The sequence below is a fragment of the Vreelandella salicampi genome, assembly GCF_013415105.1.
GTDB lineage: Bacteria > Pseudomonadota > Gammaproteobacteria > Pseudomonadales > Halomonadaceae > Vreelandella > Vreelandella salicampi.
Genome location: NZ_JACCDF010000006.1, coordinates 25,919 through 41,305, shown reverse-complemented (window position 1 = coordinate 41,305; position 15,387 = coordinate 25,919). Strand labels below are relative to the sequence as shown.

The following is a 15,387-nucleotide window of genomic DNA, read 5'->3' as shown; positions in this document are numbered from 1 at the left end:
TCAGTCTCCTCAAATGATGCGTTTACACTTATTTCGCTATTGGCCTTTCATCGACCAACTCTCGCCTAACGATAACAGCGCTATTACGCGGTACCAATACACGCCCGCGCCGGATTAAAAGAGAGCGGGTAAAAGCGGCGCCGAACAAAAGAATAAGTGATGAATAATACACCCACAGTAAAATCATCACGACTGAACCTGCGGCGCCATACGTTGAAGCGGTCGCTGTGTAGGCGAGATAGATCGCAATAAGACTGCGACCAATGGTAAAAAGTACCGCGGTGACCACCGCGCCAATGAAGACATCTTGCCAGCGCAAAATAACATCGGGTAATACTTTGAAAATGGTGGCAAAGAGCAGCACCACAACGCCTAAGGAAATCAGCGATTCAACGCTAGCGGCTAACATTCCGGTATACGGCAACAGCTCGTCCGCTGCCTGCAAAATGGCGCGGATCATCACACCGGCAACCAGCGATACCAGCAGAATAAAACCAATCGAGAGCACAACCGTAAGCGATAACAGCCGGTTTTTGACAAAAATCCAGGCACTATTAGCCGTGGGACGTGCGGTAACACCAAAAATGGTATTCAGCGAAAACTGCATTTGGGCAAAGACGGTGGTCGCGCCTACGATCAAGGCGCTAACCCCTAATACCGAGGGCAATACCCCCGCTTCTTCAATGCGTGACTGTGCCACGGCTTGCTCGACGGCGACAGCCGCGTCCACGCCCAAGGTTCCTTGCAATTGGCTAACGATTTGTCCGTGAGCGGCCTCTTCACCCATCACCACGCCGATGACGGTCACTGCAATAATAATCGTGGGTGCGAGAGAGAAAAGCGTATAAAACGCCAGCGACCCCGCATAGCTGAAAGCGTTACATTCCAACCATAGCTTTATGGCATCTTTTACGACATTGCCCCAAAACGTCACAGTACGTTTGACCATCAGTTGCGTCCCTGTCCTTCGGTGAATAAGTCATAGCATACCGAACCTTACGCGGGATGACAGTTGAACGACTGATTGCGTCACTCGCCTTAACTGCCATAATGGCGACCGTTTTACCGCTAATCGCCACGCGTCCTTCTTACAGGAGCCTCTCATGCCCTTAGAACATCCAGCCACTCAGGCTCATGGCGCTCCGTCATACGACTTTGATTGCCTGGTGTTTATTGGCCGTTTTCAGCCGCCGCATCTCGGTCATTTAGCGGTCATCCGCGAGGCGCTTAGACAAGCTCGGCAAGTCATCGTGCTCGTCGGCTCTGCCTGGCAGGCACGCTCGTTGCGTAATCCTTGGCAGTTTGATGAACGTCAGGCAATGATTCGCTCGGGCTTTGATGACGAAGAAAATCGGCGTCTGGAGATCACGCCTTTATTGGACGCGCTATATAACGATGATGTCTGGGTGCGCGATGTTCAGCGCCGTGTCCGTGACTTAACCGCGCTCGACAACGCCAAGCTACCGCGTATTGGCTTGATAGGCGCGAGTCGCGGACAATCAAGCTACTATTTATCGCTTTTTCCGCAGTGGGAATCGGTTAGCGTACCGTTAGTCGAGGGGATTTCAGCTAGCCAAATCCGCGAGCGGCTATTTCGCTCGCAAGTTGCTACCAATGACTATTTGAGTACCGGCGCCTACCACGATTTGCCCCCTGGCGTGGTTGAACGGGTGAGCCAGTTTTGCCAAGGCGATGCGTATGATCAGTTACTCGAGGAGCAGCGCCTGCTTGATCAATACCGTCAAGCGTGGTCACAAGCACCCTATCCGCCCATTTTTGTTACCGTGAATGCCGTTGTTGTGCAGTCCGGCCATGTGCTTTTAGTGAGGCGGACCGCCGCCCCGGGGAAAGGTCTTTATGCGTTGCCCGGCGGCTTTATTAACCCACACGAACGGCTGCTCGACGCCTGCCTGCGTGAGCTTCGCGAGCGTATTCGCCTTAAAGTGCCAGAGCCGGTACTTAAAGGTTCATTACGTGGGCAGCGCCTGTTTGACGAACCGCACCGTAGCTGGCGTGGGCGAACGTTAGCCGAGGCTTTTTATTTTGCCCTTCGCCCCGACCAACAATTACCTAGGCTAAAACCGGTCAAAGGCGGCGACCACGCCCGTTGGGTCGCGTTGGCCGATCTCGAGCCGGATAGCCTTTTTGAGGATCACTTTTTTATCATTCAGAATTTTTTGGGGTTACCAACCGACTTTGGCAGCACAAGCTAACGGGCTTTACCCTAAAAAAGACCTTATATTTGGAGAAAGATCTTGTGCTTGAAAATAAGACCTTACGCTTGAAGAAAGTCTCTTGGTAATTTCATCATTTGCCGCCATAGACGCTCAACGCCCGGTTTGTGAACCAGAGAGCAGCGGTATAGGCGAATTTCTAGCGGGATATCCCAACTTTCATTACCGGCACGAACGAGCTGACCGTTTTTGAGCTCCTCACGGATGCAGAAATCCGGAATCCAAGCGACCCCCACGCCTTGAAGTACCATGCCTTTAAGGCCTTCTGCCATGGCGGTTTCGTATATAGTGCGCAAGCGCATCCGTAGAGGGTCGTTTTTGAGCAACATACGCACGCTACGCCCTAAAAAAGCACCTTGTGTGTAGGCGAGATAAGGAATAGAACTTTCACTCTGCAGTGTGTGGCGCGGCTTACCCTGCTCATCGGGCAGTGTTACAGGCAGCATTTTGACCTTACCGATGGAAAATGAGGGGAATACTTCCGCATCAAGCTGCATCGTGGCAAAAGGATCGTAATATGCGAGCATTAAGTCGCAATTTCCTTCGCGCAGCACATGGATGGCTTCGCCAACATTCATGGCAATTAGCCGAGTGGGAAGCTCCCCTAACCCTTTTTGCAGCCGAGAAATCCACGGAGGGAAAAAACTCAACGCCAAAGAATGGGCAGCTACAATATCCAAGGCTTCATTGGCAATTGAAAGCCCGCGCAGGTGGCTAAGGGACTCGTTGAGCTGTTCAACGAGATTGCGCGCAGTCACCAGAAACAGCTGCCCTTCTGAGGTCAGCCCGACTGGGGTCGTCGAACGGTCGACTAGCGTGACGTCAATGGCCTGCTCCAGCGCGCGAATTCGCCGACTAAAAGCTGGCTGAGTCACATGGCGCTGACGCGCCGAAGCAGAAAAACTGCGTGTATTGGCTAGGGCGACAAAATCTTCTAACCATTTGGTTTCTAAATTCACCCTAGGCTCCTATTAAGCGAACTTGATGTATACATGTCACGGTTATTGGATGGGAGACGTTAAATATGCAGCCCGAGAAATGACTTTTTTCCATAAAGGGCGCTGCTGAATTTCATCCAGAGAAACACGTCGACACTGGGAAAAATCTTTTTCCAACATGAGACGCACTTCTGCTGCAAAGTCAGGACTGGGAATAAAGGCGGTGATTTCAAAGTTTAACCGGAAAGAACGGTTATCCAGATTGACGGTCCCCACTGAGGCAGCCCCATTGTCTATCAAGATGACTTTTTGGTGTAGAAACCCAGGAAGATAACGGTATATTTTTACCCCCGCTCGAAGCATATCAGGTAAAAATGAAAACGCAGATAAAAATACCAGCAAGTGGTCCGGCCGCTCGGGAATCATTACGCGGACATCCACGCCTCGCATAGCGGCTAGTCGGAGTGCATCTTGTACCCCCTGATCGGGCACAAAATAAGGGCTTGTCACCCATAAGCGCTCTTGCGCGCTATGAATCATGTTTTGTACTAAAAGGCTTGCCGTGTCTAACCGATCTGCGGGACCTGAGGGCACAACAATGACGTGATGGTTTGTCGAGGACTTTGTTTCAGGCTGCCAGTTAAGGTTAATAACTTCTCCTGTTGCCCAGTGCCAATCCTCCCAGAACGCCTCTTGTAAACCCATCACACTGGGTCCTGCCAGTTTTAGATGCGTATCTCGCCAGGCACCGTGGCGAGGATGCTCACCCAAATACTCGACTCCCACGTTAAAACCGCCTACCCAGCCCTCTTTCCCATCCATTACGGCTATTTTGCGGTGGTTACGAAAGTTCAACTGAAAGCGGTGTTTAAACCCACGCGACGAGCGAAATGCGCTAACCTCTACGCCCGCTGATTCCATATCGTGCAAATAGCCGTCATTAAGCTTGCGGCTTCCAACCTCATCATAAAGAAAATAGACCCTCACCCCACGGCTAGCCGCTTCCAGCAATCGCTGCTGCAACTTACGACCGAGTTCGTCATCGCGCACAATAAAAAACTGCAGCAGGATATACGTCTCAGCGCGGTCGATACCTGAAAACAAGCTTTTAAACGTATTTTCGCCATCGATTAAAAGATTAGCCTGATTGCCTTGGGTCAACGGCATCATGGCGAGCTGCTCTACGGCATGCGTATCTGCATTGGCAGTTACAACATAGAAAGGCATCATATTTGCCCGATAACGGGCCAGTACGCGGCGCAACACGCTATCACGCTCACCTCTGGCGGAAACGTAGCCATAAAACCGTGGCCGTCCCAAAAACCAGTAGGCCGGTAATGCGACATACGGAAAGGTAAGCAGCGAAATTATCCAGGCTACCGCGCCCTGCGATGTGCGACTCGACATCAGCGCCATCACCGCTGACACCATACCGAGCACGTGTATGAGCGCAAGGCCGGTTCCCCATAACCAGGAGGTCATGTTAACTCCAGCACAGTAACCACGCTAAAAAAAGCGTGAAAGTTCAAACGAATAGTGTACCAGCTTATTCACCTTGTTAATGCGCAATCCCTGATATAGCGTTTTAGTTTTAGCGTAAACAAAAGCCCCGCAATGCGGGGCCAGAGCCGTTAAGGTGTCAATCATTGTCTAGCTAGTACACAACAAAGCATGAAAGCGAGTTGAATCAGGCTTTCTCAGCGATGATCTCTTTCCACTTTGCCGGACCCGTTTGATGCACGGAGGTGCCTTGAGTATCCACGGCGACTGTCACTGGCATATCTTCGACTTCAAATTCGTAGATTGCTTCCATACCCAGGTCTTCAAAGCCGGCTACGCGCGACTTTTTAATTGCTTGTGCGACCAGATACGCGGAACCGCCGACGGCCATCAAATACACGGCTTCGTTATCACGAATTGCGTCAATTGCTGCTTGCCCACGTTCAGCTTTTCCAACCATGCCCAAAAGCCCGGTCTCTTCCAGCATCGTGCGGGTGAATTTATCCATCCTTGTAGCCGTTGTTGGGCCTGCTGGGCCAACGACTTCATCACCAATAGGATCTACCGGGCCAACGTAGTAAATAAAGCGGCCTTTGAGATCCACCGGTAACGGCTCACCCTTGGCGATCATATCGACCATGCGCTTGTGAGCCGCATCGCGGCCAGTTAATAGCTTACCGTTAAGCAGCAGCGTATCGCCCGGCTGCCACGTTTTCACCTCTTCCGGGGTGACAGTATCTAGGTTCACACGCTTGACGTCATCGCCCATTTCTCGAGTGATTTCCGGCCAATCTTCAAGCTTGGGTGGCTTAAGCGCAGCTGGGCCAGACCCATCAAGCGTGAAATGCGCGTGACGTGTAGCGGCGCAGTTAGGAATAATCGCCACGGGCTTATTGGCCGCATGCGTGGGAAAATCCTTAACTTTAATATCCAGCACTGTGGTCAACCCTCCGAGACCCTGCGCGCCAATCCCTGATTTGTTGACCTTGTCGAAAATTTCCAGTCTCAGTTCCTCGGCGCGGTTTTGAGGGCCGCGAGCTTGCAGGTCCTGAATATCAATCGGGTCCAGTAGCGCTTCTTTGGCGATTTCCATTGCCTTTTCTGCGGTCCCGCCGATACCAATGCCCAGCATACCGGGCGGACACCAGCCCGCACCCATCTTGGGTAGCTGCTCCATCACCCAGTCAACCACGCTATCGGAAGGATTGAGCATGGCAAACTTAGACTTCGCCTCGCTGCCGCCGCCCTTCGCCGCGACGTAAATCTCAACGTTATCCCCCGGCACAATTTTGTGATGAATGATCGCCGGCGTGTTGTCCTTAGTGTTTTGGCGCTTGCCATCTGGATCGGCTAACACCGAGGCGCGCAAGATGTTGTCTGGCAGTTGATAAGCACGACGCACCCCTTCGTTGATCATATCGTCAAGGCTCATATCGGCGTCCCACTGCACGTTCATACCAACGTGGGCAAATACCGTGACAATGCCGGTATCTTGGCAGATTGGGCGATGGCCGGTGGCACACATGCGCGAGTTGATCAGAATCTGGGCGATGGCGTCCTTCGCCGCGGGGTTCTCCTCGCGCTCATACGCCGCCGCCATGGCATCGATAAAATCTTTGGGGTGGTAGTAAGAAATATACTGCAGCGCATCGGCAACGCTTTGTGTCACGTCATCCTGGCGAATCACGGTCATGGAGAAGCAGCTCCTAGTTTTATCGTCTGGATGCGATGCTCAGACTCCGGCATCGCATTAGCCGGCAGTTATTATAGCGTATTGTGCTGCGCTTCGGCATCGCACGGTCGATGCTGTATTTGTGCTTTGGTTTAATAAGCATCGGGAGATAACGGTATAAATACATGACTGTTACGTTGGCTGCTGGCAGCACGGGCAGAAATAAAGCCGTCGCGATCCTACTGTCATTCGCTCAATCAGTGTGGCACAGCGATGACATGGTAGGCCTTCACGCGCAAACACGGCAAAACGCCACTGGCGGCGCGCTTCGCCTTGATCTTTGGCTTTTTTTATCCATGCCGCGGTGTTGGTTACGCCGGCTTGGTGATACGCTTGCCAGGTCACCTCCACAATATGTCGCGCCAATCGTTGGTTTTGTGCATCGCTCACATCATACGGTCGGAGCTTAGGGTGTAGCCCCGCAAAAAATAGGATTTCACTGCGCAGGTAGTTACCCAACCCAGCGACAAACCCCTGATCAAGCAAGAGCCCGCCTACCCCCCGGCGATGAAATCCAGGTAGCACCAGCCGCTCGGCTAAGGTGTCGATGTTAACCGGCTGACTCAACACATCTGGCCCTAAGCGGGCTAAAAAGGGGTGCTGATACAGTGAATCAGCGTCCCACATGCTGATATCCGATGCGCTATACAAACTTGCCGCCCTACCCTGCACGACCAATCGCACACGTAGCGAGCGGCGTGTCACGGGTTCCGTCGTTGCACAGTGACATTTCCACACGCCATACAGTTGATTGTGGGAATACAGGACGCGTTGATCGGTAAAGCGAACCAGCATCGCCTTACCTCGCGTATCTACTTTGAATATTGATTCACCGATCAGCGAAGCGGTATGGGGCTTAAGTTCATCAAAGGCAAACCAAGCGTCTTCAATCGGACCACCCAGAAGCTGTTTCTCGATGCGATCCGCCGCACGGCGAATTTCAGGACCTTCCGGCATCGATTACCCTAGCGCCAGCTGCTTTTCTTTCAGAGAGTGAACTTTATCGCGCAACCGCGCCGCTTCTTCAAACTCTAAATTTTGCGCGGCTTCAAACATAGCATCTTCCAGTTTGTTGATGGCCGCTGCCACGTCATCTGGGTGCATGCTATTGGGTTCGTACACTGCATCCGACTCGGCGACTTTGCGTTCACTGCCCCGACGGCGGTTAGTCTTCTTCGCGCCCGGCGCTTGCCCAGCTTCCATGATATCCGCCACGGAACGAGTCACTGTGGTCGGGGTGATACCGTGCTTCTCGTTGTGCTCCATCTGCTTGGTACGGCGGCGTTCGGTCTCGTCGATGGCTTTGCGCATAGAGTCCGTCACGCGGTCGCCGTATAGAATCGCCTTCCCGTTGGCGTTACGTGCGGCGCGGCCAATGGTCTGAATCAGCGAGCGCTCAGCGCGCAAAAAGCCCTCTTTATCCGCATCAAGAATCGCCACTAACGAAACTTCAGGGATATCCAGCCCCTCGCGCAGCAAGTTGATGCCGACAAGCACGTCAAATTTGCCCAAACGCAGATCACGGATAATTTCCACCCGCTCGACGGTATCAATATCCGAGTGCAGGTAACGCACGCGGATATCGTGCTCGTCAAAGTATTCGGTTAAATCTTCGGCCATGCGCTTGGTCAAAACCGTCACCAAAACCCGCTCACCGACCTCGGTACGCAAGCGAATCTCAGAAAGCAGGTCATCCACTTGTGTGCTCGCCGGACGCACTTCAATTTCCGGATCAAGAAGCCCCGTTGGGCGCACTACCTGTTCAACAACTTGCCCGGCGTGCTCCGCTTCATAGGGCCCTGGGGTGGCCGAGACAAAAATTGTCTGTGGGCTAATGGCTTCCCACTCTTCAAACTTCATCGGGCGGTTATCCAACGCAGAAGGTAGACGGAACCCGTACTCCACCAATGTCTCTTTACGTGAACGGTCGCCCTTATACATCCCCCCGACTTGGGGCACGCTGACGTGTGACTCATCGATGAACAGCAACGCATCATCAGGTAAGTAATCGAAGAATGTCGGCGGCGCCTCACCGGGATTGCGTCCTGAAAGATAGCGCGAGTAGTTCTCGATGCCGTTGCAATAGCCTAGTTCCAACATCATCTCGATGTCATAGAGCGTGCGTTGTTCCAAGCGCTGCGCTTCTACCAAGCGCTCATGCTTACGCAGCCACTCAAGGCGCTCTTTGAGTTCGCCTTTGATATCGTCAATCGCCGCTAAAATTGTTTCTCGCGGGGTGACGTAGTGCGATTTGGGATAGATCGTCATACGCGGCACTTGGCCTCGTACATCGCCGGTGAGCGGATCAAAGAGGCGAATGGAGTCGATCTCATCGTCGAATAGCTCAACCCGTACCGCTTCGTCTTCTGCATCGGCCGGAAAAATATCGATGACGTCGCCACGCACTCGGTAGGTGCCGCGCCTGAAATCCATATCATTACGGGTATACTGAAGCTCCGCCAAACGACGCAAAAAAGCACGCTGATCGATTAGCTCACCGCGAGTGAAGTGCAGGCGCATTTTCAGGTATTGATCCGGATCACCCAGACCATAAATCGCTGACACCGAGACCACAATCAGCGCGTCGCGCCGCTCCAGCAATGCCTTGGTGGCAGAAAGGCGCATCTGCTCAATATGGTCGTTGATCGACGCATCTTTCTCGATAAACGTATCCGATGAGGGAACATATGCTTCCGGCTGGTAGTAATCGTAATAAGAGACGAAATATTCCACTGCGTTATCGGGGAAAAACGCCTTAAACTCCCCATAAAGTTGCGCCGCCAGGGTTTTGTTGGGCGCCATCACGATGGTCGGACGCTGCAATGTCTCAACCACGTTGGCCATGGTGAAGGTTTTGCCTGAACCGGTAACGCCTAAGAGCGTTTGATGCGCGAGTCCCGCTTCCAATCCATTTACCAGCTTGGTAATAGCGGTTGGCTGGTCACCCGCTGGCTCAAACTTTGACTGTAAGCGAAACGTCTTGCTCATCAAGGCACCTTAGTCGGTAAAGAAATCGCTGGTAAGGAAAAGCTGCGTGGAATCATTAACCACCAACTGAGCGCGTCGTCACTTCCACCGTCGCCTCGGTCATCAAGCGATGAATGGGGCAACGATGGCTAATCTCTTCCAACCGCGCGCATTGCTCAGGGTCATCGATACCGTGAAACTCGAGCGTCACCTCAAGCTTATAGAGACCTTTTCGCTCCTGACTATCGTCGCGTTTTACCGTCGCGGTGATGCCTTCTAGCGGCCATTGTTTACGCTGAGCATACATTTTTGACGTAATCGCTTTGCACGCGCCAAGCGACAAATCGAAGTAGTCATGTGGGTCGGGCGCGCTCTCTTCGCCACCATACGCTTTGGGAACATCGGCGTAGAGATCGTCAAAACCTGAGACCTCAATACGATGGCGAAAAATGCGGTTGCGTTCGCTGATAACGGTGATCATCTTTTCCATTACGACACTTTAACCTTCAGTTTTAATGCATTTACGGCTTTTATTAGCACATCGCGCTTAACACGTCCTTCCACTTCCGCGCCATAGCGGCCAACTTCAGCACTCTCTACCCCATCCACCATCATTAGCGCCGTGGTGATTTGGTTAACCTGTTCGGCAGTTTCGACGCCTTTAAAACTTAATGACTGCTGCTGCGCCATGCGCCTCTCCTAATGCCCAATAGCCTTGTGCAAAATCGATACAGTCAGCGAGTCTAGCATGCCAAAGGCCGCTTGCAATTAAGCTCTCTCGACCCAACATGTTAGTATCAATATCTATTCTCAACTAAACGCCCACCGACTTGCCGAGGAGTTTGTGTAACATGTCCACACCGATGGTGTTAGCCTCGACAGCCCGCATTACACACCTAGCGTGCGTAGATGTGAAAGGTGAAGATGCTGAAAAGTTCCTTCAAGGCCAAACCAGCGCCCATGTCGCCCTGTCCAACGGGCACTTTGCCCCACTGACCTGCTTTTGCACCCCGAAAGGACGTATGCTTGCCAACGCGCAACTATTGCGTCTAAGCGACAACCACTTTCGCCTGGTGCTATCTAACACGCTGCTGGAACCGCTAATCGCGCACTTAAAAAAGTTTGCTGCTTTTTATCGCGCTGAGCTCAGTGCGCCCGGTGATGTAACGCTATTGGGTGCAGCAACTGACGACGCCTCCGTTATCGCTGATACGCTCAATCTTTCTCTGCCGAAGGCCTCATGGCAACACCAAAGCGATGATCAGGGTAATAGCGCCCTTTGTTATCCGGATGGTGTGGAAGACGAAACGTCTGATCGCTGGCTGTTTGTTCTTACCGATTCAGCAGCCGAGCACTTTCAAGCAGACGCCGAACCGCACCATTGGCAGCTTTCCGATATCCGCCGAGGCTTGGCTTGGTTAGAGGCTGATCAGCAGGATAAGTATCTGCCGCAAATGCTTAACTGGGAGGCGCTGGGCGGCATCAGCTTCAAAAAAGGCTGCTACACGGGCCAGGAAGTCGTCGCCCGCGCGCACTTTCGCGGGCAGGTCAAAAAGCGGCTGGCACGAGGTGTTATCAAAGGGAGTAAATCATTAGAGCATGGCGCCAGCATCACCAATGCTGCGGAAAAAACGGTGGGTGAAGTCGTTACCAGTGCGGTTAATGACCACGGTCAAGTTGAGATACTTGCCATCATCAATACCAAGGCATTGGAAGAGGACGGCGAGCTGACACTTGAAAAACAACCACTGGCGCTATGCGAGCTGCCTTACCGCATTGAACGCTTAGACCCGGAGCAGCTTTCACAAACGGTGCCCTCTCAATAACTTTGGGCGACGGGTTAAGAGAACGACGAACTAAGAGAGCGGCGGTTCAAGTGGCAGCGTAAACAATTGCGTTGCCGTTTTAGTGCTGGCGTTCGCTATCGCGGCGTTAGATTGCTCGCGTAGCGCTGCCACGTGGCGGCATACCGTAGCCACATTAGCAGGCTCATTGCGCTTACCTTGCTGCCCGCAAAGCGGCATATCCGGACTATCGGTTTCCAGTACAAAAGCATCACCTGGCAGTGATTTGATGGCACGCTGTAACCGCTTCGCTCGCGGGTAGGTTGCCGCTCCCCCAAGCCCTAACACAAAGCCCAGATCGATAAATGCCTTTGCCTGTTCGGGTGAGCCGGAAAAGGCGTGAATCAAACCGCCAGCGGGGAGTTTGAGCTGGCGCAAGCGCTTGGCTACCTGGTCGTTAGCTTGTACACAATGAATAATCACGGGCAGCTTGCGTGATTTAGCTAAGCGAAGCTGCGCATTGAAAAACTGCCACTGTGGCTCCCAGGTATCGCTAAAGCGTGCGTCAATACCGCACTCTCCGATAGCAATGATCTGGGTGTTCTCATCCAGCATCGATTCAAGTGCATCAATGTCTTTCTCCTGATGCGCTTGAATAAAATAGGGATGTAGCCCCAGGCCAATACTCACCTCGTCACGCTGCCCAAGCGCTAGCACATTTTTCCAGCGTGAGCGCATCGTCCCCGGCACGACAAAATGCTGAACGCCCTCACCCTTTGCCCGCACGAAGACTGCCTCGCGGTCAGCGTCAAAATCGGAAAAATCCAGATGGCAATGGGCGTCGACCAGCATAGGAAGTGATTAGTGCTCGCGTGTGGGCTGGAAGCGAATATCCGGCCAGCGCTCTTGCGTCATCTGAAGGTTCACCCGCGTCGGCGCGATATAGGTTAAATAACCACCACCATCGATCGCCAGATTGGCGCTCGCTTTTCGCTTAAACTCTTCCAACATTTTGGCATCTTCGCAGTAAACCCAGCGGGCTGTGTTAACGTTCACGGCTTCGTAAACGCAATCTACCTTGTACTCTTCTTTCAGCCGGTGGGCGACCACATCAAACTGCAAGGTACCCACGGCGCCGAGAATCAGATCGTTATTATCCAGCGGCATGAACACCTGAGTCGCCCCCTCTTCTGAGAGCTGCTGCAAGCCTTTTTGCAGTGCTTTCATCTTCAACGGATCTTTCAACCGTACGCGCTTAAACAGCTCCGGCGCAAAGTGAGGAATACCGGTGAAGCGCATGTCTTCACCCTGAGTGAAGGTGTCGCCAATTTGGATCGTGCCGTGGTTGTGCAGGCCAATAATATCGCCCGGCCAGGCTTCTTCCACCTGAGAGCGATCCGACGCCATAAAGGTGAGCGCGTCGGCAATTTTGACATCTTTACCAATCCGCACGTGACGCATCTTCATATTCTTGTCGTACTTACCCGAGCAGACACGCAAGAAAGCAATACGGTCGCGATGATTCGGGTCCATATTGGCCTGAATCTTGAAAACGAAACCAGTAAATCGCTCGTCTTCTGCCGGCACCTCGCGGGTATCGGTCTCCCGTGGCTGCGGCGCCGGGGCGTACTCGACAAAGCCGTCGAGCATTTCGCGTACGCCAAAGTTACCCATCGCAGTACCAAAGTAGACCGGTGTCAGCTCACCCCGGCGATACGACTCCAAATCGAACTCATGCGATGCGCCGCGTACCAGCTCCACTTCCATGCGCAGCTCTTCGGCCTGATCTTCGCCGAGCACTTCATCTACCTCAGGGTTGTCCAAGCCTTCGATGCGCTTGTCATCAGGAATACGGCTGCCCTGGCCTTGAGTGTAGAGATGAATAGTGTCGTTATAGAGATGGTAAACGCCCCTGAAATGGCGCCCCATACCAATCGGCCACGTCATTGGCGCGCACTGGATATTAAGTACCGTTTCGACCTCGTCCATCACCTCAATCGGGTCGCGAATATCACGATCCATTTTATTGATAAAGGTAAGAATAGGAGTCGTGCGCAGGCGACACACTTCCATCAGTTTGATGGTGCGGCCCTCAACACCTTTGGCCCCGTCGATAACCATCAGTGCGGAATCCACCGCCGTGAGGGTACGGTAAGTGTCCTCAGAGAAGTCTTCGTGCCCCGGCGTGTCGAGCAGGTTAACGATACGTCCAGCGTAAGGGAACTGCATCACAGAGGTCGTCACCGAGATCCCCCGCTCCTGCTCCATTTTCATCCAATCGGAGGTCGCATGGCGATCATTACGCTTACTCTTCACCGAGCCCGCCATTTGAATGGCATTCCCGAACAGTAGCATTTTCTCGGTAATGGTCGTTTTACCTGCATCGGGGTGCGAAATGATCGCGAAGGTTCTTCTGAGCCCGGCTTCTTGGGCGACTTTAGCGTCGGACATTAGACTCTCTGGCGGGTAAATTAGGTCAATAAGAAAGTATTATCTAACGCGTATTCTAACGCAAAGCGCCAGCTATATCAGCTGGCGCTTTGCGTGCTTGCGTTAAGGTTTAGTAGACCTAGGCGTAAGTATTAACCTGAGTACCCAAGTTACCTTCAGACGCAAGGTTCGAGCCTTGATCTGATCCCGTACCTGCCGTCGCAGATTCCATCAGGGCAGACACTTGCTGTTCTTGATTATCCAGCGCTTCCCTAAACACCTGCATTTGCGCTTGCTGGGCAGTTTGCGCTTGGTTCATATAGAGAGAAGTGCTTACCGCATTGCTGACAGAAGCATCCATTGCTGCCTCCTTTTCTGTACAATAAATGTATTAGTTACATTAGCAGAGCTAGCATGTATGCGCAAAAGCTTTGCCACCACTTTTAGAAACGGTTTGCTTTAAAGGGTGCCATATCAATAGCGGTTGGTTGCCCTTCCATCATATCCGCCAGCAACTGCCCCGTCGCCGGCCCCAAAGTAAAGCCTTGGTGCCCATGCCCAAACGCGAGCCATAAGCCTTTATGCTGCGGCGCTGGGCTGATCACCGGCTTCATGTCGGGTAGGCAAGGACGCGCCCCTTTCCAGGGCACATCGTCACGTCGTTCACCCAGCGGGAACAATCCACGCGCTGCTTTTTCTGCGGAGGCAAGCTGCGATACATGTGCCGGTGCCTCTAAATCTTCCAACTCTGCCCCGGTGGTCAGGCGAATACCGGCCCGCATAGGCGCCAACAGATAGCCAACGTCTGCATCCATGACCCAATGATTGAGATGGGCTTTCCCTTGGCTACCGTAGTGCATGTGGTAGCCACGTTTAACAAAAGTGGGAAAGTGATATCCCAGCGGCTTAAGCCAACGCCCTGACCATGGCCCAAGTGCGATAACGAGATCATCCGCTTGAAGCGTCTCGTTTTCGGTCTGCACGTCCCATATTGCATCATCGCCCTGAGATAAATCCCTTACCTCACTTTGTAGTACGTGCCCGCCGCTCACCTTGAATGCCTCTGCATAGGCGGCCACCAAGGCGCCGGGGTCGGCTACCGTCCAAGGGTCAAGCCAGTGAATCGCCCCAACGATGTCGTCACTGATATCCGGCTCTTTCACGGCAAGCGAGGTACGATCAAGGTACTGATACGCCACACCAAAACGTTCTTTGTTTTCTGCAGCCTCTTTTAGGCGTTTATCCAAGCTCGATTGAGAGCGAAACAGCTCCAAAAACCCCTGTTTCCTGATCAAGTGTTCAGCCCCCGCTGCCTCGATCATAGGTGCATGAGCGTCTAAGCAGAGCTGAATCAACGATGCGTACTCCGGCACGATGTGTTGATACACTTTGGGAGCTGAATTCAGCCAGTACCGTAAAAGTGGAGAAGCCGCATGAATCATACCGCCTGGGCGATAGCGGATATCCACACGACGATTGGGCAGCACGCCTAATAACGTTTTCATATCACGCGGGAACGCATAAGGGCGCACAGCTTCTCGCTGGATAATACCGGCATTGCCAAATGAGGTTTCCCTTCCCGGCTCGCGGCGGTCGACTAACGTGACTTCATGGCCACGCTTGGCCAAATGCCAAGCGATACTGACACCGATCATGCCTGCTCCTAAAACGATGCTGCGACGCGCCATAATGTGCTTCCTGTTCGTGTGACGTGGCCTACCTAACCCAAGTGTATTTATTAGCGCTAGGAATTTTCATATCTATAGAAATTAGCACCATTTTTTACGCAATTAAATAGATCA

At 52.8% G+C, this 15,387-nt stretch carries 14 protein-coding genes; 2 read left to right on the top strand and 12 right to left on the bottom strand.

What is annotated here, in order from left to right; all coding sequences use genetic code 11:
• Positions 1–28: 28 nt before the first annotated feature.
• Positions 29–949 carry a YihY/virulence factor BrkB family protein gene (locus tag HZS81_RS08285; protein ID WP_179930089.1) on the bottom strand — a complete coding sequence of 307 codons (921 nt, stop codon included), beginning with the start codon at positions 947–949 and terminating at the stop codon, positions 29–31.
• A gap of 154 nt (positions 950–1,103) precedes the next feature.
• On the opposite strand from HZS81_RS08285, the gene HZS81_RS08280 reads away from it, so the two are divergent.
• A complete protein-coding gene (locus HZS81_RS08280; RefSeq protein ID WP_179930088.1) occupies positions 1,104–2,213 on the top strand; it encodes a bifunctional nicotinamide-nucleotide adenylyltransferase/Nudix hydroxylase in 1,110 nt (369 codons plus the stop codon).
• Between the two features lie 62 nt (positions 2,214–2,275).
• On the opposite strand, the gene HZS81_RS08275 is transcribed toward HZS81_RS08280, so the two are convergent.
• The 7 genes from HZS81_RS08275 to HZS81_RS08245 all read right to left on the bottom strand — a co-directional run bounded on the left by HZS81_RS08275 (position 2,276) and on the right by HZS81_RS08245 (position 10,061).
• Positions 2,276–3,193: a LysR substrate-binding domain-containing protein gene (locus HZS81_RS08275; protein ID WP_179930087.1), complete on the bottom strand. Its 918-nt coding sequence runs from the start codon at positions 3,191–3,193 to the stop codon at positions 2,276–2,278.
• A 42-nt stretch (positions 3,194–3,235) separates the two neighbouring features.
• Entirely contained in the window at positions 3,236–4,654 is a 1,419-nt protein-coding gene (gene cls / locus HZS81_RS08270; protein ID WP_179930086.1) for a cardiolipin synthase, read from the bottom strand.
• Positions 4,655–4,859: 205 nt separating this feature from the next.
• Positions 4,860–6,365 (bottom strand): fumarate hydratase, encoded by a 1,506-nt coding sequence (locus HZS81_RS08265; RefSeq protein ID WP_179930085.1) that lies wholly within the window; start codon positions 6,363–6,365, stop codon positions 4,860–4,862.
• 171 nt (positions 6,366–6,536) lie between these two features.
• The gene (gene nei / locus HZS81_RS08260; RefSeq protein WP_179930084.1) at positions 6,537–7,361 is read right to left on the bottom strand and encodes an endonuclease VIII; all 825 of its coding nucleotides are present in this window, start codon (positions 7,359–7,361) and stop codon (positions 6,537–6,539) included.
• 3 nt (positions 7,362–7,364) lie between these two features.
• On the bottom strand, positions 7,365–9,392 hold the full coding sequence (gene uvrB / locus HZS81_RS08255; RefSeq protein WP_179930083.1) for an excinuclease ABC subunit UvrB: 2,028 nt from the start codon (positions 9,390–9,392) through the stop codon (positions 7,365–7,367).
• A 55-nt stretch (positions 9,393–9,447) separates the two neighbouring features.
• Positions 9,448–9,861: an OsmC family protein gene (locus tag HZS81_RS08250; RefSeq protein WP_179930082.1), complete on the bottom strand. Its 414-nt coding sequence runs from the start codon at positions 9,859–9,861 to the stop codon at positions 9,448–9,450.
• The gene (locus HZS81_RS08245) at positions 9,861–10,061 is read right to left on the bottom strand and encodes a hypothetical protein (RefSeq protein WP_179930081.1); all 201 of its coding nucleotides are present in this window, start codon (positions 10,059–10,061) and stop codon (positions 9,861–9,863) included. The genes HZS81_RS08250 and HZS81_RS08245 overlap by 1 nt, the downstream gene beginning before the upstream one ends.
• 161 nt (positions 10,062–10,222) lie before the next feature.
• Here HZS81_RS08245 and ygfZ point away from each other — a divergent pair, with 161 nt between their 5' ends.
• Entirely contained in the window at positions 10,223–11,197 is a 975-nt protein-coding gene (gene ygfZ / locus HZS81_RS08240; protein WP_179930080.1) for a CAF17-like 4Fe-4S cluster assembly/insertion protein YgfZ, read from the top strand.
• 30 nt (positions 11,198–11,227) lie between these two features.
• Here ygfZ and HZS81_RS08235 read toward each other — a convergent pair whose 3' ends face one another.
• From HZS81_RS08235 to HZS81_RS08220, 4 genes are all read right to left on the bottom strand, one after another.
• Positions 11,228–12,007 (bottom strand): TatD family hydrolase, encoded by a 780-nt coding sequence (locus HZS81_RS08235; RefSeq protein ID WP_179930079.1) that lies wholly within the window; start codon positions 12,005–12,007, stop codon positions 11,228–11,230.
• A gap of 9 nt (positions 12,008–12,016) precedes the next feature.
• Positions 12,017–13,606 carry a peptide chain release factor 3 gene (locus tag HZS81_RS08230; RefSeq protein WP_179930078.1) on the bottom strand — a complete coding sequence of 530 codons (1,590 nt, stop codon included), beginning with the start codon at positions 13,604–13,606 and terminating at the stop codon, positions 12,017–12,019.
• Positions 13,607–13,724: 118 nt separating this feature from the next.
• Positions 13,725–13,946, bottom strand: a complete 222-nt coding sequence (locus HZS81_RS08225) for a putative motility protein (RefSeq protein WP_179930077.1) — start codon at positions 13,944–13,946, stop codon at positions 13,725–13,727.
• 82 nt (positions 13,947–14,028) lie between these two features.
• Positions 14,029–15,273, bottom strand: coding sequence for an NAD(P)/FAD-dependent oxidoreductase (locus HZS81_RS08220; protein WP_179930076.1), 1,245 nt, complete (start codon positions 15,271–15,273; stop codon positions 14,029–14,031).
• Positions 15,274–15,387: the final 114 nt, after the last annotated feature.

Coding starts and splice junctions, on each gene's coding strand:
- HZS81_RS08230 (WP_179930078.1), bottom strand. CDS start 13,606: ATGTCCGACGCTAAAGTCGCCCAAGAAGCCGGGCTCAGAAGAACCTTC.
- HZS81_RS08235 (WP_179930079.1), bottom strand. CDS start 12,007: ATGCTGGTCGACGCCCATTGCCATCTGGATTTTTCCGATTTTGACGCT.
- nei (WP_179930084.1), bottom strand. CDS start 7,361: ATGCCGGAAGGTCCTGAAATTCGCCGTGCGGCGGATCGCATCGAGAAA.
- HZS81_RS08245 (WP_179930081.1), bottom strand. CDS start 10,061: ATGGCGCAGCAGCAGTCATTAAGTTTTAAAGGCGTCGAAACTGCCGAA.
- cls (WP_179930086.1), bottom strand. CDS start 4,654: ATGACCTCCTGGTTATGGGGAACCGGCCTTGCGCTCATACACGTGCTC.
- HZS81_RS08250 (WP_179930082.1), bottom strand. CDS start 9,861: ATGGAAAAGATGATCACCGTTATCAGCGAACGCAACCGCATTTTTCGC.
- ygfZ (WP_179930080.1), top strand. CDS start 10,223: ATGTCCACACCGATGGTGTTAGCCTCGACAGCCCGCATTACACACCTA.
- HZS81_RS08280 (WP_179930088.1), top strand. CDS start 1,104: ATGCCCTTAGAACATCCAGCCACTCAGGCTCATGGCGCTCCGTCATAC.
- HZS81_RS08285 (WP_179930089.1), bottom strand. CDS start 949: ATGGTCAAACGTACTGTGACGTTTTGGGGCAATGTCGTAAAAGATGCC.
- HZS81_RS08225 (WP_179930077.1), bottom strand. CDS start 13,946: ATGGATGCTTCTGTCAGCAATGCGGTAAGCACTTCTCTCTATATGAAC.
- uvrB (WP_179930083.1), bottom strand. CDS start 9,392: ATGAGCAAGACGTTTCGCTTACAGTCAAAGTTTGAGCCAGCGGGTGAC.
- HZS81_RS08220 (WP_179930076.1), bottom strand. CDS start 15,273: ATGGCGCGTCGCAGCATCGTTTTAGGAGCAGGCATGATCGGTGTCAGT.
- HZS81_RS08265 (WP_179930085.1), bottom strand. CDS start 6,365: ATGACCGTGATTCGCCAGGATGACGTGACACAAAGCGTTGCCGATGCG.